The 20,706-nt window shown below is 34.3% G+C and carries 23 protein-coding genes; 10 read left to right on the top strand and 13 right to left on the bottom strand.

Going from position 1 to position 20,706, the window contains the following annotated elements; all coding sequences use genetic code 11:
- Positions 1–58: 58 nt before the first annotated feature.
- The 3 genes from C1S72_RS05020 to C1S72_RS05010 form a co-directional block, all read right to left on the bottom strand.
- A complete protein-coding gene (locus C1S72_RS05020; RefSeq protein ID WP_104734548.1) occupies positions 59–283 on the bottom strand; it encodes a CBU_0592 family membrane protein in 225 nt (74 codons plus the stop codon).
- On the bottom strand, positions 280–1,809 hold the full coding sequence (locus tag C1S72_RS05015) for a carbon-nitrogen hydrolase family protein (protein ID WP_104734547.1): 1,530 nt from the start codon (positions 1,807–1,809) through the stop codon (positions 280–282). The genes C1S72_RS05020 and C1S72_RS05015 overlap by 4 nt, the downstream gene beginning before the upstream one ends.
- 61 nt (positions 1,810–1,870) lie before the next feature.
- Complete coding sequence (locus tag C1S72_RS05010; protein ID WP_104734546.1) at positions 1,871–3,607, bottom strand: M14 family metallopeptidase; 1,737 nt, start codon at positions 3,605–3,607, stop codon at positions 1,871–1,873.
- Positions 3,608–3,706: 99 nt separating this feature from the next.
- On the opposite strand from C1S72_RS05010, the gene C1S72_RS05005 reads away from it, so the two are divergent.
- On the top strand, positions 3,707–5,329 hold the full coding sequence (locus C1S72_RS05005) for a SulP family inorganic anion transporter (protein ID WP_104734545.1): 1,623 nt from the start codon (positions 3,707–3,709) through the stop codon (positions 5,327–5,329).
- On the opposite strand, the gene C1S72_RS05000 is transcribed toward C1S72_RS05005, so the two are convergent.
- The 3 genes from C1S72_RS05000 to C1S72_RS04990 are packed head-to-tail and all read right to left on the bottom strand — an operon-like array spanning position 5,326 to position 7,254.
- Entirely contained in the window at positions 5,326–5,799 is a 474-nt protein-coding gene (locus tag C1S72_RS05000; RefSeq protein WP_104734544.1) for a hypothetical protein, read from the bottom strand. The genes C1S72_RS05005 and C1S72_RS05000 overlap by 4 nt on opposite strands.
- A 5-nt stretch (positions 5,800–5,804) precedes the next feature.
- Positions 5,805–6,260 carry a pantetheine-phosphate adenylyltransferase gene (coaD, locus tag C1S72_RS04995; RefSeq protein WP_104734543.1) on the bottom strand — a complete coding sequence of 152 codons (456 nt, stop codon included), beginning with the start codon at positions 6,258–6,260 and terminating at the stop codon, positions 5,805–5,807.
- Positions 6,261–6,279: 19 nt separating this feature from the next.
- Entirely contained in the window at positions 6,280–7,254 is a 975-nt protein-coding gene (locus C1S72_RS04990; RefSeq protein WP_104734542.1) for a D-alanine--D-alanine ligase, read from the bottom strand.
- A 162-nt stretch (positions 7,255–7,416) separates the two neighbouring features.
- On the opposite strand from C1S72_RS04990, the gene C1S72_RS04985 reads away from it, so the two are divergent.
- The 7 genes from C1S72_RS04985 to C1S72_RS04955 all read left to right on the top strand — a co-directional run bounded on the left by C1S72_RS04985 (position 7,417) and on the right by C1S72_RS04955 (position 11,478).
- Positions 7,417–7,980: a PASTA domain-containing protein gene (locus tag C1S72_RS04985; RefSeq protein ID WP_104734541.1), complete on the top strand. Its 564-nt coding sequence runs from the start codon at positions 7,417–7,419 to the stop codon at positions 7,978–7,980.
- Between the two features lie 2 nt (positions 7,981–7,982).
- A complete protein-coding gene (locus tag C1S72_RS04980; RefSeq protein WP_104734540.1) occupies positions 7,983–9,020 on the top strand; it encodes an RluA family pseudouridine synthase in 1,038 nt (345 codons plus the stop codon).
- A gap of 57 nt (positions 9,021–9,077) precedes the next feature.
- The gene (locus C1S72_RS04975) at positions 9,078–9,257 is read left to right on the top strand and encodes a hypothetical protein (protein ID WP_104734539.1); all 180 of its coding nucleotides are present in this window, start codon (positions 9,078–9,080) and stop codon (positions 9,255–9,257) included.
- 64 nt (positions 9,258–9,321) lie between these two features.
- The gene (locus C1S72_RS04970; protein WP_104734538.1) at positions 9,322–9,561 is read left to right on the top strand and encodes a hypothetical protein; all 240 of its coding nucleotides are present in this window, start codon (positions 9,322–9,324) and stop codon (positions 9,559–9,561) included.
- A gap of 6 nt (positions 9,562–9,567) precedes the next feature.
- Positions 9,568–10,329 (top strand): glycosyltransferase, encoded by a 762-nt coding sequence (locus C1S72_RS04965; RefSeq protein WP_104734537.1) that lies wholly within the window; start codon positions 9,568–9,570, stop codon positions 10,327–10,329.
- Between the two features lie 95 nt (positions 10,330–10,424).
- Positions 10,425–11,183 carry a peroxide stress protein YaaA gene (yaaA, locus tag C1S72_RS04960; protein ID WP_104734536.1) on the top strand — a complete coding sequence of 253 codons (759 nt, stop codon included), beginning with the start codon at positions 10,425–10,427 and terminating at the stop codon, positions 11,181–11,183.
- Positions 11,140–11,478, top strand: coding sequence for a hypothetical protein (locus tag C1S72_RS04955; protein WP_104734535.1), 339 nt, complete (start codon positions 11,140–11,142; stop codon positions 11,476–11,478). Before yaaA ends, C1S72_RS04955 begins: the two co-directional genes overlap by 44 nt.
- On the opposite strand, the gene C1S72_RS04950 is transcribed toward C1S72_RS04955, so the two are convergent.
- Positions 11,468–11,599, bottom strand: coding sequence for a 30S ribosomal protein THX (locus C1S72_RS04950; protein WP_104734534.1), 132 nt, complete (start codon positions 11,597–11,599; stop codon positions 11,468–11,470). The two genes, C1S72_RS04955 and C1S72_RS04950, sit on opposite strands and share 11 nt — an antisense overlap.
- 429 nt (positions 11,600–12,028) lie before the next feature.
- On the opposite strand from C1S72_RS04950, the gene C1S72_RS04940 reads away from it, so the two are divergent.
- Both C1S72_RS04940 and C1S72_RS04935 read left to right on the top strand, forming a co-directional pair.
- A complete protein-coding gene (locus tag C1S72_RS04940; protein WP_104734532.1) occupies positions 12,029–12,682 on the top strand; it encodes a uracil-DNA glycosylase family protein in 654 nt (217 codons plus the stop codon).
- Between the two features lie 60 nt (positions 12,683–12,742).
- Positions 12,743–13,102 (top strand): hypothetical protein, encoded by a 360-nt coding sequence (locus C1S72_RS04935; RefSeq protein WP_104734531.1) that lies wholly within the window; start codon positions 12,743–12,745, stop codon positions 13,100–13,102.
- 47 nt (positions 13,103–13,149) lie between these two features.
- On the opposite strand, the gene C1S72_RS04930 is transcribed toward C1S72_RS04935, so the two are convergent.
- The 6 genes from C1S72_RS04930 to C1S72_RS04905 all read right to left on the bottom strand — a co-directional run bounded on the left by C1S72_RS04930 (position 13,150) and on the right by C1S72_RS04905 (position 20,299).
- Entirely contained in the window at positions 13,150–13,773 is a 624-nt protein-coding gene (locus C1S72_RS04930) for a hypothetical protein (protein ID WP_104734530.1), read from the bottom strand.
- A 271-nt stretch (positions 13,774–14,044) separates the two neighbouring features.
- The gene (locus tag C1S72_RS04925; protein WP_104734529.1) at positions 14,045–16,078 is read right to left on the bottom strand and encodes a BspA family leucine-rich repeat surface protein; all 2,034 of its coding nucleotides are present in this window, start codon (positions 16,076–16,078) and stop codon (positions 14,045–14,047) included.
- 260 nt (positions 16,079–16,338) lie between these two features.
- Positions 16,339–17,928 (bottom strand): T9SS type A sorting domain-containing protein, encoded by a 1,590-nt coding sequence (locus tag C1S72_RS04920; RefSeq protein ID WP_104734528.1) that lies wholly within the window; start codon positions 17,926–17,928, stop codon positions 16,339–16,341.
- 193 nt (positions 17,929–18,121) lie between these two features.
- Positions 18,122–18,502 (bottom strand): hypothetical protein, encoded by a 381-nt coding sequence (locus C1S72_RS04915; RefSeq protein WP_104734527.1) that lies wholly within the window; start codon positions 18,500–18,502, stop codon positions 18,122–18,124.
- A gap of 156 nt (positions 18,503–18,658) precedes the next feature.
- The gene (locus C1S72_RS04910; protein WP_104734526.1) at positions 18,659–19,219 is read right to left on the bottom strand and encodes a hypothetical protein; all 561 of its coding nucleotides are present in this window, start codon (positions 19,217–19,219) and stop codon (positions 18,659–18,661) included.
- A gap of 159 nt (positions 19,220–19,378) precedes the next feature.
- Entirely contained in the window at positions 19,379–20,299 is a 921-nt protein-coding gene (locus C1S72_RS04905) for a hypothetical protein (protein ID WP_104734525.1), read from the bottom strand.
- Between the last annotated feature and the right edge of the window lie 407 nt (positions 20,300–20,706).

The raw sequence follows: 20,706 nt of genomic DNA, 5'->3' as shown, positions 1-20,706 counted from the left end.
TGACACGTTTTACAAATGGAATAGATAATTATTAATTATATAACTAGTTGTTTTTTAATTATTTAAAAAGTGTAAACGCTGATATTAATGTCCAGGCTCCTTCCAAAAGAATAAAAGGTATATAATGGAGTAAAATAGAGGCAAGGCAAGCTATTCCAGCTCCAATTAAATTAAGTAATATAAATGGCAAATCGGTGCTTTTTAGTTTGCCTGATACGTTTAAAAAGTAGGCAAGCAATATTAAAAACACACCAATAAAACCTAACCAGTCTATGAAAGTCATTTTTTGCGAAGTTCAAAAATATCTTTCCGTCTGTCTTTCAAATTTCTAACACTTCCGAATTGGTTGAGTTCTCGCAGCAAATCAATGTCAACATCAGCAATTAAAATCATCTCGGTATTTGTTGTGGCTTCTGCTTTTATGCCATTGGCTGGAAATGAAAAATCACAAGGTGTAAATACCATAGATTGTGCAAACTGAATATCCATATTATGTACTTTTGGTAAGTTACCAACACTACCAGCAATGGCAACGTAGCACTCGTTTTCTATGGCTCTTGCTTGTGCACAATGTCTAACTCTAGAATAGCCATTTTGAGTGTCCGTTAAAAAAGGTACAAATAGAATATCCATACCTTCATCAGCCAACAACCTGCTTAATTCAGGGAATTCTGAATCATAACAAATCAATATGCCTATTTTGCCGCAATCGGTGTCAAAGGCTTTAATTTCTGAGCCTCCTTGCATACCCCAAACTTTGGCTTCATCTGGTGTGACGTGAAGTTTTTCATATCGGTCTATTGAACCATCACGTCTGCATAAATAACCTGCATTATAGAGTAAATCATCTTTAATCTCTGGCATACTACCAGTAATAATATTGATATTATAAGTTATTGCAAATTCAGAAAATTTCTGAACGATTATAGGGGTAAATTCAGCCAATTTTCTAATGGCTTCCGATTCTGATAAATGGTTGTTTTCTGCCATTAATGGCGCATTGAAAAACTCTGGAAACAAAGCAAAATCAGAACGATAGGCAGCAACAGCATCAATAAAATATTCGGCTTGTTGCATAAGTTCGTCCATATCTTTATACAATCGCATTTGCCATTGGATTAATCCTAACCTCACGACTTTCTTTTTAGTAGCCGCTTTTTTAGTAGGTTTTTCATAATAAATATTATCCCATTCCAATAGTACAGCATATTCGCCAGAAGCTTTGTCGTCTTCTAAATAGCCCTTCAAAATTCTAACAGGATGAAAATCATTTGAAATTTGAAAATTTAGTACGGGATCGTGAATTTCTTTTCGTCTGACTTTATCAATGTATTCTTTTGGCGTCATTTCAGCTGCATGCTTGTGATAATTTGGAATTCTACCACCAAAAGCAATGCCTCTTAAGTTTAATTTTTCACACAACTCCTTTCGGTAATCATATAAACGCCTTCCAAGTCGTAACCCTCTAAATTCAGGTTTTATAAAGACATCAATACCATACAAAGCATCACCTTTTTTAGCATCGTGCGTGTTAAAGGTGTAATTACCAGTTATATCATCATAGGTATGAATATCATCAATACTATCATAGTCAACAATAATAGATAATGCACATCCAGCTATTTGATTATTTACTTTAATGATGACTTGACCTTCAGGGAATTTTTCAATCAATGTTTTTATTTGATGCTCTCTCCAATACAAATTTGGCATGGACTTATAGGCTTCTTGCATGGCGCCTTTAAGTTCCTGATAATCATTTAAAGTTAGGTACTCGAGTTCAATATTTTCTATGTCTTGAGGTTTCATTTATAACGAAATTAGTTCATGTAAAAGTAATTCAAATTACAATTGAAAACTCAAAATACGATTAATTAATTATTCGGTATATAGGATATTGCAAATGGGCTTTTTCGTAGTGTTCCGAGCGTTCAAAAATCCAATTAAGCTGGGCATACCAGTTATTTGCAAATTCAGAATCTGTTTCTTTCTTTTTATTGAATTCCGTTTTTAGTTCTAGGTTCTTGTTTAAAATATCAAGAGCCTCATCTTCAAAAACGTACGGCGAGAAACCTTCTTTTTGTTGTAAAATAGTATCAAAGAAATTCCAATTAAAAAACGAATCAGGCGCTTGGGGTTCTAAAGTTTCTAATAAGTATCGCTTACCATATTGATGGGTAGAAATATAATAATCACCTTTTCGAAATGCGACTTCCTCTGTTGTGGGAATTAGTTGGGTATTGTAATGTGGATAATGCCCTTCGTAGGCATTTTTGCGTGTTTCGTAATTAGAAATTTTATAAGATTCAACAACAATGGTGGTGTCACTTTCAATGCGTTTCATTTCAATTTTATTTAATTTCAATAAATCTATGACATTGTGCCAACCTTGTGGAATGATGTAACCTCTTGGAACTGTTACTTCAATTTTTGGTTTAAAATGATTTTTATAAACTACTTCTTTTGTAAAAGGCTTGTTGCGGTCATATTTTAAGCGTTGTGATCCAGTGATTTCACTCTCGATAAATTCACCTTCAAAACCTTTAAACTGTAAGATGCTTGTTTGGTTTTCATCAATTTCCCAATCAAGAGTATATGAATTGTTGGCTTGAAACTTCATAAAGCTCAATTGTCTGTTGACTTTTATTGCATCATGATTTTCTTCAATAATTTCTATCATACTTATCATGAGTTCATAAGTACCTTCTACACGTTGTTTATAGGGCTTTAACATATGAGTTTCAACCATCATACCTAAAGTATTCCACAATGTAGTATAACCCGTTGAATATCTAGGATAATCCATAAACTGACTAAAACCTTTTTCAGGAATCTGATTAAATACGTTGACGTAAGGCGTGATATCCCAATCTTTTTTTGTTAGCTTATTTTCTAGTTGTGGCATTATTTCAGAATGTAAATAATTACCTAGTGAACCGCCTAGTTTGTTGTGTTGTGTAAATAAGTGGGTTAATGTATATTGGTAATCGGCTCCATTGCTTACATGGTTATCTATAAAGACATCAGGCTTAACTAAATGAAATATTTGTGCAAAGGTTTTAGCATTTTTGGTATCACATTTTATAAAATCACGATTTAAATCGTAGTTTCTGGCATTACCTCTAAATCCATATTCCATTGGCCCATTTTGATTGGCACGTGTTCCTGAATTTCTATTCAGACTACCACCAACATTGTAAATAGGAATGGTTGCCAAAACCGTATGTTTCGGCATGTTAATTTTCCCTTGAACAAGATCACGATACAACATCATCGTGGCATCAACACCATCACTTTCTCCTGGATGAATACCATTATTAATAAGTAAAATTCTTTTATTAGTCCTAACAGCATCAAAATCAAATTCCTTGTCTGGGTTTAAAGTTACTACATGCAAAGGTTCCCCAGAATCTGTAAGGCCCATAGTTTGTATGTTAATTTCGGGATACGTGTTGGCTAACTTCTGATAATATGAAATCGTTTGTTGATAGGTCGCCGTTTCTGTTCCGTTACTCTTTTCAAAAACGGTATTGAAGTCTTTTTTGCTTTGAGCCAAAAGATTTATTGAAATTAAAAAAACAAGAAGTATACTAAAAATTCTATTCATGAATAGGTATTTTAAAAAGTAAACTTAATCAATTTAAACCAATATAAACTTGTGCTTCTTAAGATTAACCGTATTTTTGCGGCTTGTAAAACAACCATCATGACAGAGTTTATTAGAAGGCGTGCAGCCAATGCCAAAAACGATATTTTATCTGGTTTAACCGTTGCTTTAGCATTGGTTCCAGAGGCAGTTGCTTTTGCTTTTGTGGCAGGCGTAGACCCATTAGTTGGATTGTATGCAGCCTTTATGATTGGCTTAATTACGTCAATATTTGGTGGTCGACCAGGTATGATTAGTGGTGCAACAGGTGCTTTGGCAGTGGTTATGGTTAGTTTGGTAGCCGAAGGTAATGCCATGGGAGCAGCAGGCGAGCAATTGGGCTTGTATTATCTATTTGCAACGGTAATTCTTATGGGGATTATTCAAATGTTAGCAGGTGTTTTTAAGCTTGGAAAGTTTGTTCGTCTTATTCCACATCCCGTAATGATGGGTTTTGTTAATGGATTGGCTATTGTGATTTTCCTATCACAATTAGGAATGTTTATGACAGTTGAAAATGGAATGGAAGTGTGGTTATCTGGAACTGAATTATGGACTATGATTGGTCTTGTTACTTTAACCATGGGAATCATGTTCGGTTTACCTAAATTAACCAAAAAACTACCTGAAGCCTTATTAGCTATTTTAGTTGTATCTGCTATTGTTATTTTTGGAAATTTAGATGTAGCCACTGTTGGTAGCTTTATTCGTGAAGGTGGTGGTGAAGGCTTAAAAGGTGGTTTGCCACAATTTCAATTTGACATATTTGAAAAAGTGCCTTTTACTTGGCAAACCTTAAAATTTATTGGTCCTTATGCGTTGATATTGGCAGCTATAGGTTTAATTGAATCTTTAATGACCTTGAATCTCATTGATGAATTAACTGAAACAAGAGGTAATACCAATCGGGAGTGTCTGGCGCAAGGTGGAGCAAACATCGTAACAGGCCTTTTTGGAGGCATGGGAGGTTGTGCCATGATTGGGCAATCCATAATCAACATCAAAGGTGGTGGTCGAACACGATTGTCTGGAATTGTTGCTGCTTTAGCTTTACTTGGCTTTATTTTATTTGCGTCAGGTCTTATTGAACAAGTACCTATTGCAGCTTTAGTAGGCGTTATGTTTATGGTAGTTATTGGGACTTTTGCTTGGTCAAGTTTTAGAATTATGAATAAGATTCCTAAAACTGATCTGTTTGTATTGATTTTAGTTTCTGGTTTAACGGTTTTATTCGATTTAGCCATTGCTGTGATCGCAGGTGTTATTGTCAGTGCTTTGGTATTTTCATGGGAAAATGCGAAGCGTATTCGTGCGCGTAAACGCATTAAGGATGATGGCACTAAAGTTTATGAAATTTGGGGACCATTATTCTTTGGCTCCATAAAGGCTTTTAACGATAAGTTTGATGTTAAAAACGACCCAGATACCGTAGAAATAGATTTTGTGGAATCACGTGTAAGTGACCATTCGGCATTAGAAGCTATTTTTAATTTGGTTGAAAAATATGAAGCTGAAAATAAATCTATAAAACTCAAACACTTAAGCGAAGACTGTAAAATTTTATTATATAAGGCTAGTCCGAAGTTTCGAGAAGTGATTATTGAGGATATTGATGATCCACGCTATCACTTGGCAGCCAATCCTGAAGAATTTCCAAATTCATTATCGGAATATAAGTTTTAGTCTAAACTTCTAGATTGACCATTAAGCAATTTCCAGCCATCAGTGCGTTTAATAAGTGTACCTGATTCTATTATTTTAAATTGGGAAGTAACATTGGCTGTGTCAACCATTTCGCCTTTTACAATACCTGAATAGTTAGCAATTTTTGATGATAAAGGAAAGATTTCTAAAGTTTCAAATTCAAAAGCAATAGATTGGATACTTTTGTTATTCTGAATAAGAATTGCTTTAATTGAATCATATTTTATTGTCGATTGATAACCAGGAGGCACCCAATAAAAATCTTCTGAATCATCAAGATAATCAAATTCAGCTGGCAAACCATTTTGCTTAATAGCATCGTGATAATCGTTAAACATAATTTCGATTTCACCAATAATTTGTGCTTTATCTAATTCTTTAGTCTCTTCCTTTTTGCATCCTAAAACGAGAATGATAAATAGAAAATAATAAAGTTTCGAATATTTCATGACAATTATTTCACACGAACACTTTTTGGAACCAGTTTGGTATAATCACCATGGTTTCTAATAACATCTCGAACAATCGACGAAGCTATATAAGATGTTTTAGCAGCTGTTAATAGGAAAACGGTTTCAATAGGAGCCAAATCCCGATTAGTATGTGCTATGGCTTTTTCAAATTCAAAATCGGCTGGGTTCCGTAAGCCACGTAAAATAAATTTCACATTATTTTTTAAACAAAAGTCAACAGTCAATCCTTCATAAGATACTACAGTCACTTTTGGTTCATCCTTAAATGCATCAGAAATAAATTGCTTTCGCTCTTCTAATGAAAACATATATTTCTTTTCAGCATTAACACCAATGGCTACGATAACTTCATCAAATAGTTTGACGGCACGCTTTATTATATCATAATGTCCAAGAGTAATGGGATCAAAAGATCCTGGGAATATGGCTCGTTTCATAAAGTTAAAATTACAAATTTTATTTCAAAGCCTCATCAATAGCGTTTTCAAACAATTGGGCTAAACTAATTCCTGCAGCTGCAGCTTGTTGAGGTAAAATGCTGGCTTTAGTTAAACCTGGAACTGTATTAACTTCTAGTAAATGTGGTTCTCCATTTTTAAAAATGTATTCGCTTCTAGAAAAACCTTTCATTTTGAGAATCTCATAAACTTGTTTTGCTAGCCTTCTTACTTTATCAGCATCAGTTTCAGAAATACGAGCCGGTGTTATTTCTTGAGATTCACCCAAGTATTTTGCTTTGTAATCAAAAAAATCATTATCGCTTACAATTTCTGTTATAGGTAATACCTTGGTTTCTCCTTTATAGGTTATAACACCAACAGAAACCTCAATGCCATCTAAAAAAGACTCAATAATAATTTCATCGTCCTCTTTGTAAGCCACTTCAACAGCATGTTTAAGCTCTTCTTTTTTATATACTTTTGTGATTCCAAAACTACTTCCGGCTTTATTGGCTTTAACAAAACAGGGCAGACCCACTTTTTTGATAATGGCACTTTCATCAATCAAATCACCAAAATTCAAATAATAACTTTCTGCCGTTTTTATGCCATAAGGTTTTAATACACTTAAACAATCACGTTTATTAAAGGTCAGAGCGGCTTGATACATACCGCAACTGGTGTGTGGTATGTTTATTAATTCAAGATAAGATTGCATGTAGCCATCTTCTCCTGGAGAACCATGAATGGCATTAAACACACAATCAAATGAAATTTTTTTATGATCAATTGTTATCGTAAAATCGTTTTTGTCAATAGGGTGCTCTTGGTCATTGGCATCCACATAAACCCATTTGTTTTTGAAAATATGTAATCTATAGGCGTTGTACTTTTCGGGATTTAATGTTTCATAAACCACTTGTCCACTTTTAAGCGAAATTTCATATTCGCTTGAGTATCCTCCCATTATAATACCAATATTTTTTTTCATAAATATTTACTACTCATGTAGAAACCTTGTTAATTAATACTATATGTGTAATCTGAAACGTACTATAAAACGTATCTAATATTAGTTAAGCTAAAATATCACTAAATAATCGAAAGTAAAAACAGTTCTGTTTTTATATATTTGTTTCAGAAATAATCACCCATGAGTTTAATAGGATTCCTTAAAAGTAAAGTATTTTTAAAACAATTGGTTCTGGCGTTAGTAGCCATAGTCGTTATTGTTTTTATCATGTTAAAATGGTTGAATATTTCAACAAATCACGGTGAGTTTGAAACAGTTCCTGATTTAAAGGGGAAGTCAATTGAAGTGGCTAAAATTGAATTGAACGAGAATAATTTGGCCATGGAAATATTGGATTCTTCAAATTTCAATCCAGATTATCCAAAGTTTTCAGTTATTGAGCAAGATCCTGTTGCAGGTAAACAGGTAAAAGAAAACCGTAAAATATATTTAACGCTAAACCCTTCGGGATATAGGAAAGTGATGGTGCCAGAATTGGAAGAACGCACTTTAAGGCAAGCCAAACCAACATTAGAAGCACTAGGTTTTGAAGTTGGAAACTTAAAGTATGTAGATAATATAGCTATTGATGTGGTATTAAAGATGACTCATAACGGAGAAGAAATTAAGGCTGGTGACATGTTACCTAAAACATCAAAAATAGATTTGGTATTAGGAAATGGTAAAAGACCTGGTTCAAACTAATCATGGATCAATACACACCAGAAAATCAGCCAGAAGATGATGACTTGTATGAGCATTATGCATTTACAGCCGAAAAAGGTCAGCAACCACTTCGAATAGATAAATACTTAATGAATTTTATTGAAAATGCTACACGAAATAAAATTCAAGCGGCTGCAAAAAACGGAAATATTTATGTGAATGATGTTCCTGTAAAGCAGAACTACAAGGTAAAGCCTCTGGACAAAATCAGAGTGTTGTTTGAGCATCCACCTTACGAGTATTTACTCACGCCAGAAAATTTGCCACTTAATATTGTTTATGAAGATGATGATTTGTTGGTGGTAAATAAAGAAGCTGGCATGGTTGTGCATCCAGGTCATGGCAATTATTCAGGTACTTTGATTAATGCCTTGATCTATCACTTTGATAACTTACCTAATAATTCTAGTAACCGACCAGGTTTAGTACATCGTATTGATAAAGACACTAGTGGCTTGTTGGTGATTGCTAAAAATGAGGAAGCTATGACGCATTTGTCCAAACAGTTTTTCGATAAAACTAGCGAACGTGAGTACGTGGCATTGGTTTGGGGGAATATTGAAGAAGACGAAGGCACCATAGAAGGCAATATTGGAAGACATCCCAAAAACCGATTGCAAAACACCGTTTATGAAGGCGATGATGCTGACAAAGGAAAACCTGCTGTTACACATTATAAAGTTTTGGAACGTTTGGGTTATGTTACATTGGTCTCCTGTAAATTGGAGACAGGTCGTACACATCAAATACGGGTGCATATGAAACATATGGGACATACGCTATTTAATGACGAGCGTTATGGTGGTGAACGCATACTAAAAGGAACAACTTTCACCAAATACAAGCAATTTGTAGAAAACTGTTTTAAAATACTACCACGTCAGGCACTTCATGCCAAAACACTTGGGTTTATGCATCCTAAAACTGGTAAAATGCTCCGGTTTGATTCTGAAATCCCCGAAGATATGCAAGCTTGTGTTGAAAAATGGCGTCAGTATTCTAAACACCAAGATGTTTAAGAGAATATTTTGGATTAATCCGAAAAAATATTACTTTAGTTTTAAATTATTCATCTTATGAAAAGACGTGACTTTTTAAAGCGAACAGGACAAACATTGTTAATTACTTCTGCGGTAACAATAATAGGTTCGTCTATTGTATCATGTAAATCAGATGATGATGATAATGGATTCTATAATGATGGTTATTATGACGATGGGTACTACGATGATGGTTATTATGACGATGGCTATTAATTGACAATCTTTATTTCCTTTTGACACTTTTTTTAGAGAATTAAACACTTCCTGATTGTTTTTCATGGTTAACTATGTATTAAATCCTAAATTTAAAGTAAGCAAAGAACATCACAGTTTTATTTTTACGAGTCATGAGCATGAGTATTTACTTGATGTAACTGATTTAGCCAGTTATGACTTTATGGTTAAGTCAATTGATCGTAATGTCTTTTTTAAAGACGAAGTTCCTAAAGAATTTACAGAAGGCTTTGAGGCACTTATTCAACTCCATATTTTAGAAATAAATTCGATCACTAAATAAAAGCACATGTCAAAAGCATCAAATAACCAAATTGCGTTGACTTATGTTGTGCCGTTTTATCTAGACAATAGCAAGTTTAATCCACTTTTAGAATTAATAGCGATTTACAGTCGTTATAGTCCCAATGTTTTAAAGCACATTCATTTTGTATTTGTAGATGATCACTCACCAATCCGTTTTATAATTCCTGAAGATGTGCCACTCAACTATACTTTATTAAGAATCACAGATGATATTGAATGGAATCAAGGAGGCGCACGCAATTTAGGTGTCAACTATGCTAAATCAGACAAAATGGTTTTAACGGATTTAGATGTATTGTTTCCTGAAAACTTATTTGAGAGCCTTATAAGCTTTGAGATTCCTAAAGATGCTATTTTTAAGTTCAGAAGATATTATGGTTTAAAGGAAGTTGACCCGCATTTTAATGTGTTTTTTTTAACTCAAGACGTTTTTTACAAAAGTCAGGGTGTAGATGAAGCATATTGCGGTCATTATGGTCATGAGGATAGTTTCTTCTATTTTTTGCAAAAAGCTTTAGGGACCAAATTTTATATTTACACATATTCAAATGTTGTTCATAGGGAACACAAACACTCCAAATTTAAGAACCATAATAGTTTGATTAGAGACCTAACTGTGAATGATGCACTTAATGAAAAAAAATTAAAAACATTACAAACAGCCAAAAACCCATTGGATGCCAGAAGTGATTTGTATTTAAACTTTAATTGGGAAGTTTTAAAAGAAAACCAATTTCATTTTTAGTATAAAGCTAGTCAATGCTTCAATAGAAAATATAAAATACGCATCTTGAATTTTATTAATTACAATTGTAACTTTGAAGAAAATACAAATTGTTTATGAAACTAGTGTTATCTCCTGCCAAATCTCTAGATTATGATAGTAAATTACCAACTACCAAAGCAACAGAGTCTTGTTTTTTATCAGAAGCGGAGCGTTTAAATAAACTGCTTAAAAAGAAATCGGCTAAAAGTTTATCCAAGCTCATGAGTATTTCTGATAATTTGGGACAGTTAAATTACGAGCGCAATCAGGCATGGGAATTGCCATTTTCAAAAGATAAAGCAAGACCAGCGGTTTATGCATTTAATGGTGATGTGTATCGTGGTTTGGATGTTTATAATATATCTACCAAGAAATTGGGCAAACTCCAAGATACTGTTAGGATTCTGTCTGGTTTATATGGCGTTTTAAAGCCATTGGACTTAATCATGCCTTATAGATTGGAGATGGGAACAAAACTACCGGTTGGAAAAAACAAAAACCTCTATGAATTCTGGAAAAAGAAAGTTACTAAAGCTTTGAATGATGAATTGGAAGAAGGTGAGTTATTCTTAAACTTGGCCAGTAATGAGTATTTTAAGGCTGTAGATACTAAAGCCTTAAAAGTACCTGTGGTACATATTGATTTTAAAGAACTAAAAAATGGCGACTACAAAACCATTGGTATATTCGCCAAACTAGCTCGTGGATTAATGGCGCGCTATATCATTGAAAATGATGCGAAAACCTTGGATGATATTAAAGGTTTTGATTTAGAAAATTACAGATTTCATGAGCAACTCTCCAAAGAAAACAATTTGGTCTTTACAAGATAATAAACGTTCAGAATTTGAACGGCGAGCTTTTAAACCTACTGGTAAAAAGCCAAAAAACAAGACCCTACAATACGTTTTGGTTTCTCTTGTTGTATTATTTGGATTCAGTTTTTTACTTATAAAAATTAATGAAGATCCATTAGAAACTTGTTTGTGGGATTCCTTTTGTATAAACTCAAAAGACAGCTTATTGCTATACACCGTTTATGTATTTCTAACAATATGCCTCATTATAGGTTCTATAGCAGGTGCCTATGCTTTAGGAAAAAAACTAGGTAATAACATTAAGGTTTAGCTTTTTTGTTGATACTAATTTTATCTTCTGGTTTTACTTTCTTTTTAATTCTAGGACGTCTGACACCAAATGTACCTCGATTGATTTTTCCACGTTTTGTTTTTTTATCGCCTTTTCCCATTTTTTACTTCCCACGAAAGTGGGAATCTTATTTAATTAAACTTATTTATCCTTTAATATAGTGAAAAAAGTTAAGCTTTAAAATTTGTAGTTTAGCATGTAACAAAAAAATTCCTGCCTGCGCAGGAATGACAAATGAGTGGTTATTGATAGTTGCAAAAAATTGTACTTCGACAGGATGGGTAGAGTTATCGAGATCTTTTTTTTGAGTGTTAAAATTCTGATTCTCGATACAAATTTTTCTCATTTCAATCGAAAAATCCACTCGAATTGACGAAATTTATCAAAATGCACTATAGATTCTTGCCTTTGGTGGCACTTCGACAGGCTCAGTGTGACAAGAATACAGGCTTGCACAATGTGGCACTTCAGACACCAACTTGTTCAGTGTGATGCAGAAAATCGAAGATTCGACGGAGTCAATTATATTATGTTCCAGCACAAACATCCATACGAGCCATTTATTCAAGGGAACACCACAAAACTGATTGTTGGCACCTTGCCACCGCCACGTTTTTCTACGGGCGATTTACTGGAAAAGGATGTTGATTTTTGCTATGGGAGTTACTACAATAGTTTGTGGTTGTTTATAGATGAAATACATCAATTGGGATTGCGGTATGATAACTCGCAGGAAGCCATAGACCAGCGTCAAGCGTTTTTAATTGAGCATCAAATAGGTGTTTGTGATATTGTGGCATCAGCCGAAAGGGAGAAGATAGATGCTTCTGATTTGGGTATGACAAACATTGTGTTACGTGATTTGGTAGGCTATTTAAAGCAATATCCTCATATTGACACTTTATTATTTACAGGAGGTAATAGTAAAAATGGTCCGGAATATTTTTTTAGAAGGCATTTACGGGATTATAACCTGAAACTGGAGCTGGTAAATAATGAAGTACCCAGAATCCATAAATTTCAGCTTCAAAATAGAACCATCAAAACAGTATCATTAACTTCTGGTTCTGGAGCTGCCAATATTTCCATTAGCCGCTTGCCTTTGTATAAGCAGTTAAAAGCAAAAAACCCCGAGTTTAACACCTTTGATTTTCGGGTTATGCAGTACAGCGCGTTTTTTTAGGTGTTGGGTTCGCGACGCTAAAGGTAGGGACAGTTGATTTGATGATTTGGTTATTCGTGTTTGGGAACGACCAATCACGCTCGGGGAACGACCAATCACGCTTGGGGAATGACCAATCACACTTGGGGAATGACCAATAACGCTTGGGGAACGACCAATCACTCTTGGGGAATGACCAATAACTCTTGGGGAATGACTAATAACTCTTGGGGAATGACCAATAACTCTTGGGGAATGACTAATCACGCTTGGGGAATGACCAATAACGCTTGGGGAATGACTAATAACTCTTGGGGAACGACTAATCACGCTTGGGGAATGACCAATAACTCTTGGGGAATGACTAATAACGCTTGGGGAATAACTAATAACGCTTGGGGAATGACTAATAACGCTGTTGGAATGGTTAAAATGAAATAAAAAGATGAGCCGTAATTGCGGTTATACATTGTTGGCAAACGTTATTATTAAAAATATTTTTCGGCATTTTCCCAAATTTGATATTTACTATGCTCTCCTAAATAATAATAGAACTTTCCGTCTGGTTTAATCAGAATATAATTTCCATATCTTACTTCATAAGGAAAAAATAATTTTTTAAATAAATTCTCTTTATCTGCTATCCAATTAATTTTATTTTGATGATAATATTTAAGATTGTCAGATTCAGGTGAGTTTATCCAAAATTGATTTATATCAGCAATATTGTGAAGTTTTTTCAAATAGTCTTTATCTAAAATATTCCAAGTAGACCTTGATTTTGTGTTATCAGCTTTTTTCGGAAATGCAGTTAAATAATTTATTACAATATTTTGAGTGGAATCGATTGTTTTGTCAGTTAATTCAGTTAAGTAGGATTTTAAATTCTCAAAAGTAGTTTTGTCAAGTTGTCCAAATTTTTTTCGAGTTACTAATAATCCAATTTGGGTAGTATCATTCTCAAAATATAAGTCTAAATTTTTACTATAATCTTTAGTTTTAATGAAATCTTGCTTGCTTATTTTTTCTCTACTTTCATTATAGAAAATTATTGGTTTTTCTTGTCCGAAAGTCAGGCAAGTAAATAAGATAAATACGAATGTTAATCTCATAGTTCGATTTTTGGGTTAAATGTTTGCCAACGTGTTCATGTATGATTTCGTTGCGTGGTTTAGCACGTAATTTAGCAAATACAAACCGAATAGAAAATCCGCAAGGACTTTCGTAAGTAGGCTTGCACCAGCAATCCGCCAGAATGACTTGTCGGGCTGGTTAATTATACACGTTTTACCCAACGTTTATTCTTTATTCAGATGATTTAAAAGTGAAATTCGAATGATGTTATAATGGATAAATCAAATTAATAGTTCGATTTTAGTTTAGTTAAGGAGTGCAATTAGTAAAGTTAGGTTTAGGAAGTACCCATGAAGGAGTTGAATATGAAAACGATCCACAAGAAGTGACATTACTAACATCCCATGAACTTAAATCTTGATTGAATACTGAATTGTAGAACATATAATACATATTTGTGACATTGCTCACATCCCAAGAGCTTATGTCTTGATTGAAAGTTGAATTCTCTCTAAACATAGATTCCATTGTATTCACGCTACTCACATCCCAAGCACCTATATCTTGATTGAATACTGAATTGTAGAACATATAATACATACTTGTGACATTGCTCACATCCCAAGAGCTTATGTCTTGATTGAAAGTTTCATTCTCATAGAACATACCACGCATACTTGTGACATTGCTTACATCCCAAGAACCTATGTCTTGATTGAATACTGAATAAGAGAACAAACCAATCATTCTTGTTACATTACTCACATCCCAAGCAACTATATCTTGATTGAATACAGAATTATATTTGAACATTGACGACATTTCAGTAACACTGCTCACATTCCAGGCGCCTATGTCTTGATTGAATTGAGATGAGAGGAACATACCACGCATACTTGTGACACTGCTGACATCCCAAGCACCTATATCTTGATTGAAAAGTGAGGAGGCGAACATAATACTCATATCAGTAACACTGCTCACATCCCAAGCACCTATATCTTGATTGAACACAGAACGGAAGAACATACCCTTCATATTTGTGACATTACTCACATCCCAATTACTTATATCTTGATTGAAGGTTGAATAAGAACTAAACATAGATTCCATTGTATTCACGCTAATCACATCCCAAGCACCTATGTCTTGATTGAATTCAGAAGAATTGAACATACGCGTCATATCAGTAACACTGCTCACATCCCAATCACCTATATCTTGATTGAATTCAGAAAAATTGAACATACCCGTCATATCAGTCACACTGCTCACATCCCAATCACCTATATCTTGATTGAATTCAGAAAGGGAAAACATACTACGCATACTTGTTACATTACTCACATCCCAAGCACCTATATCTTGATTGAATAGAGATTGGATGAACATACCCCTCATACTTGTTACATTACTCACATCCCAAGCACCTATATCTTCATTGAAAACTGAACCAAAGAACATTTCAAACATATTGTTGACGCTACTCACATCCCAATTACCTATTTCTTGATTGAATACAGAATTAAAGTAGAACATATTGCTCATATCAGTAACACTGCTCACATCCCAAGCACCTATATCTTGATTGAAAAGTGAGGAGACGAACATATAACTCATATCAGTCACGTTACTCACATCCCAAGCACCTATATCTTGATTGAAAAGTGAGGAGACGAACATATAACTCATATCAGTCACGTTACTCACATCCCAAGAACCTATATCTTGATTGAATGTTTCATTCTCATAGAACATACCATTCATATTGTTAATTCTTGATGTACAAATCACGGTAACATCTTCGTTGTTCAGTATCATAGAATTTAAAGTCTCTAAATCTACAATTGTGTACTCAATACCATCAACTTCTCCCACATCACCTATTTCTGCCCATTCTTTTGCTTTTATGGTTACACCGTTGTCGTCTAAATAAATAGGATTGGAGTATCCTAATTCTTCGGTATAAAAACTGATTTCATTACCATAAAATTCTCCATATGTATTCTTTAAAAATGTCCTTACATAGTATGTAGTATTTGGTTCAAGGTTTATAATGGTTGTACTAATTTCAGTTCCATTTATATTGACTTGATTGTCGTTTATTGTAGGCTGTATAGTAGTTGCATACACAAAGCCTTGTTCAGTGTTATTAGGCACTTCACAGTTTTCTGAAATTACACTTATAGTTCCACTTAAAGTCGCTGAAGTATCTGTTATATCAGATGCTACTGAAGTGGTTAACGTAGTTTCGTATTGACAAGGAGTACGTTCATCATTTTCTGAAGAACATGAAAAAAACAAGAAAAAAGCAAGACTAAAAATTAAAAACAGATTTTTCATATTGAATTGATTTTTTTAGACAATCTATACCCATAAGATGCATAATAAGTGAAAAGGTTGCGTTGAACTTTTAACAATCTTCGTATGTTGGGTAATGAGCTTGTATATGGTTTGTTGCATGGTTTAAGCACCTAATGTAGCAAATAAAAACTGAATAGAAAATCCGCGAGACACGAGCACGAAGTGCGAACTGTGCGTAAGCAAATTTTCGTAAGTAGGCTTTTACTAGCAATGGATTATATACTTTGTTGTAACCAGTTTTATTTAATTACTTTAATCGAAGTTATACTTTCTTTAGTTTTAATGGATAATATGTAAATACCTGAATTGATATTTGTGAAATAAAGAAATTCTTGAACCTTTCCAGAAGGAATCAATTTATGATTAATGAAAGTTTTAATAATTTTACCTGTAATGTCTCTCAAATAAATCGAAATTTTTTGGCTAGAAAGTAATTCAAATTTTAAGATACCAACTTCATTGATGGGATTTGGATAAAACATTAAATCTGCCTCTTTATTATTACTCAAAACACCAAGTTCTAAACTTGTTATAATTCTTATAATCATAAAATCATATTCATACTGAATTCTTGCATATCCACCAATAATGATATTCCCATCAAGTTGAGAGGCACTGCTTACACCATAATAAAAATCACTATTTTCTACATTTGGGTTTATAGTTGTAACACCGTTATCTCCAAATGATGTATCAAGGATACCTGTTTCATTAAATTTAATTATGGCAACTTTGGCAATGTTATTGGTACTAGTTGTACCTGATAAAATAATATCACCACTAGACAGAATAATACTTGAATTACAATTGTCATTACCTGATATATTTTTAATTGAAATGCCATTATTTGCAAATGTAGTATCTAAAGTTCCGTCGTTGTTTAAGCGGATTAAAGTAAAATCAAAATCACCAGTTGATATGAATATTTCGCCAGCAAGTAAAATTTTACCGTCAGGTTGAATGTTTACAGATTTGCAATAATCTGAAACACCTGAAATAGATATTATTTTTTTTCCTTCTTCACCAAAAGTATCATCAATTGTACCATTTGTGTTTAAACGAACTATGGCAATACTTTTTGGGGATATTCCAGTTGTACCCGCCAAAACTATTTTACCATTTGCTTGAATGGCAAGTGAATGGTTAGTATTGAAGTTAATACCTATTAATGTATGAAAAACACCTCCATTTCCAAAAGTGTTATCTAAAGTGCCATCAGAGTTAAAACGCATTATTACAAATTCTTTATTCGAGCCAATATAGCAATCTCCAGAGGCAACAATTTTTCCATCTTGTTGAATTCCCAATGCACGAAATATTTGATTACTGTCACCAAAGTTCGGTATTACAATACCATTGTCTCCGAAACTAGTATCAATTAATCCGTTTGAAAAATAACGAACTAAAATAAATGAATAAATTAATGTTGTTGTGTTAGGTATATATTCGCTTGAATAACCAGCTAATAAAATCTTCCCGTCATCCTGAATTTTAATTGCTAGAGCATCATCATAATAATTTAAATTGGTAATTACTTTTCCTAGGTTTCCAAAACTTAGATCTAAAGTGCCGTCGGGATTTAAACGAGTTAAAGCAATGTTTGAATTAGATGTACCTGTAAGAAGTATTTTTCCGTCAGACTGTATTGCGACATCTCTTCCAACATCAAAATTAGAATTAAAGTCCACTGTGCTAATCCCAGAATCCCCAAAGTTAGTATCTAAACTTCCTTCTTGACTTAGACAATTATTATAGAGAATAATATGAAATATCAATATAATTATTAATCTATTTATCCTAACAAGATTTTTTGAATTTAATGTCATCATAATTTTACATGAGCATGGTTAAATTGGTTACAACGGTTTTCGTATAACCGTTGGTTACGGGTTAATATGCGTTAATTTTTGGTTTGACACAGACTTTAGCAATTCCGAGTGGATTCGGACTTAGTCGAATCCGCCGACTAGAGCGTAGCGACTGGCGAAGCAAATTGCGGTTATACATTGTTGTGTGTAGTTTTTATGGTCGATAATATATTATCCTTTCTTTTGGTTCTTTCGTTCCCCAAAGTATTTCCACTTCACTTTCAGTTAAATTTATTAGTCGACCTTTTGCCACTTTCTTGTTAAAATAAATAAATATACTGTCTTTCTCCAACTTATATGGGACATATCTTTTATCGCTGTAGCGTACGTATAAATCTTCCTGAAAAATCGCAAAATTACTATTGTCAAATCTTGAATTAGTAAGCCATTTTCCTTTAAATCGACTCAAATCAAATTCTTGATTAGTAAATTCTATTTGAGAATTTTTTTTCTGATTGTTAAGATGAGTATTATTACTGCCACAAGAATTACAGAAAAATATTACAGTTAAGATTAAGTAAATTTTTTTCAACATAATTTTGTTTTCAAATTACACACAACGGTTTTGTGTATGGCTCGTTGCGGGAAATCAGCTATGATTTTCCGCCGTAACCGAAAGATAGCAAATTGCAATGAATTCCGATTAGGAATTCAGCCGCAATGAGCTATACACGTTGTTAGCAAACGATTTTTAATCATATATTTTTCTAAATTCCATTTTATTCTGCCAGCAATCTTGAAATTCAGATTCACAGTTTAATTTAAATCCAAATTCAATCAAATTTCCGTTATATTTTATATGGGTTTTCGAAAGTCCGATTGGTTTTTCTTTTTTGGGTTTCTGTGACGGTTTGTAAACTTTATTTCTCGTAGTTTCATAAAGTTCTCTTTGTCCGATTTCAAATGCGATTTCGTTTTCAGTCAGTTTGAAATTCAAGAGTGGATTTCCATAATGAAAAACTCCGTGTCCACCAGAATCTTCGGTTCCAAAATAGAATCCGACTAATTTGGTGTCAACTGTATCTATAAATATCAGATGATTTTCTGATTCGTTTTCGGTTTGATATTCATAAACTCCAATTATTTCTAAATCAATTTGATTAAGTTCGTTCTTTTGACTTTCTTCATATTCAGTCCAAACTTGTTTTGAATTCCACGCAGCAAACGGAATCGCAACAAATTTTGGTAAAGCATAAGCCAAAACAAAATATACAATCAATAGAATTCCGATTATTTTGAGTGCGATTTTCATCAAATGTTTGCTAACATTTGGATATAATCAATGATTATATCCAACCTATAGCACTAATATATTAAATTAATTGATAAGCGTGTGATATAAAAAAACCACGAACGCCAAGCATTCGTGGTTTTTAAAAAGTAATTAAGGGTTGTTACCGTACTATACGCCTTACTCTTTAATACGTCTAAAGGTTAGGCCTCCCAACTGCTGGTACTGCGGGCTGCTGGCACCAAAGATGGCTTTTACGGCACGCTTGACTGCCTGAAAGGTTTCTACATAGCCTGTTACGGGCTCGTTGAAGAACTTGTTGCGCTCTACGCGCGAGGTGCTCCATACGGCTTGTGCGGTACTTACGGCATTGTTGGTGGCTTTCATGGCATCGCGCTTGGCTACCAGTGCGGTGAGTTGCAGCTCGGGGATGTTGGGCTGGTACTGGGTGCAAGGCGTTAGCACGTTAATGAGGTCTGTAAAGTGTTGTATCTGCTCGGTAAAGGAGGTCTGGCTGGCACTCACGTGGTTTGCGGTGCTGTCCGGATCTATTTTAATGATACGTGTTCCACGGATTTTGCGAACGTAGTGCCTGGCGTTGTCTATGGTTGCCTGTGGGGCACCGGAGGCTTCAAGCTCGTTTAGGATGCGTGTTGCCAGTGGTTTGAGGTCGCCATACACATCTTGACGGGCTTGGGTGGTGAGCTTCTTTTCCTGCATTTTGGCACGGGCGTTGTCCAAGAGGTCTTGCCCTGTGGTGTTCATGGTTTGCAGACTTGCCACGGCAATGGCGGGATTACTGGGGTTGTAATCCGTACCATAGGTAATCAGGTAGTCAACCACCTGAATACCGTGCGTGATGTTGAGCGCCATACCAGTTTCGTAATAGCCTGCGGTGCGGGCGCGCTTGAGCTTTTCGACGTTAGCAGTCTGAACAAGCCCGACGCTATCGGTCTCGACGCTGGCGGTCGGGACGTTATCCGTCGGAGTTAACAATTGGATGTTGTGTTTTTCTAATAGTTGTTTTGGCATTTGTGCCACTTGGTTAATTAGTTCGTCCGCTGTGTGCGACTTGGAACCATTTTTTACTTGTGTCTTCATGATTTTAATTGTTTTAGGTTAATAAAGACTTGGTTTTGCCGTTTTCTGGTTTTATACAGATTGCCCATGCCACGGCCATGCAGGGTAGCCTGTTTTTGCTATTACTTGTAGGGAGAGAATTTATCCAGATGCTATGGGTCGGGATTTGTTGTTAGGGAGAGGTTTTGTTGGCAGTAGTGTTTGCTTGTTTATTTGTTGATTTGGTTATTGTTTACTACCTACTAACTGCCTTAAAACGAAACGAATATAGAAAAGGTTTTTGAAATACGCAAGACTTTTTACCGATAAAGTGTTATTTTTTAACGATTAAGTGCTTTTTTATGGGTTGAATGGTTGTTTTGTGGATTCGTGGATTCGTGGATTTGATTATTTGTTGATGACGGATGGTGGTTGACCGATGACCGATG

It is taken from the genome of Hanstruepera ponticola (assembly GCF_002940745.1).
GTDB lineage: Bacteria > Bacteroidota > Bacteroidia > Flavobacteriales > Flavobacteriaceae > Hanstruepera > Hanstruepera ponticola.
The sequence above is the reverse complement of the archived record's forward strand: the minus strand, read 5'-3'. Positions and strand labels throughout refer to the sequence as shown.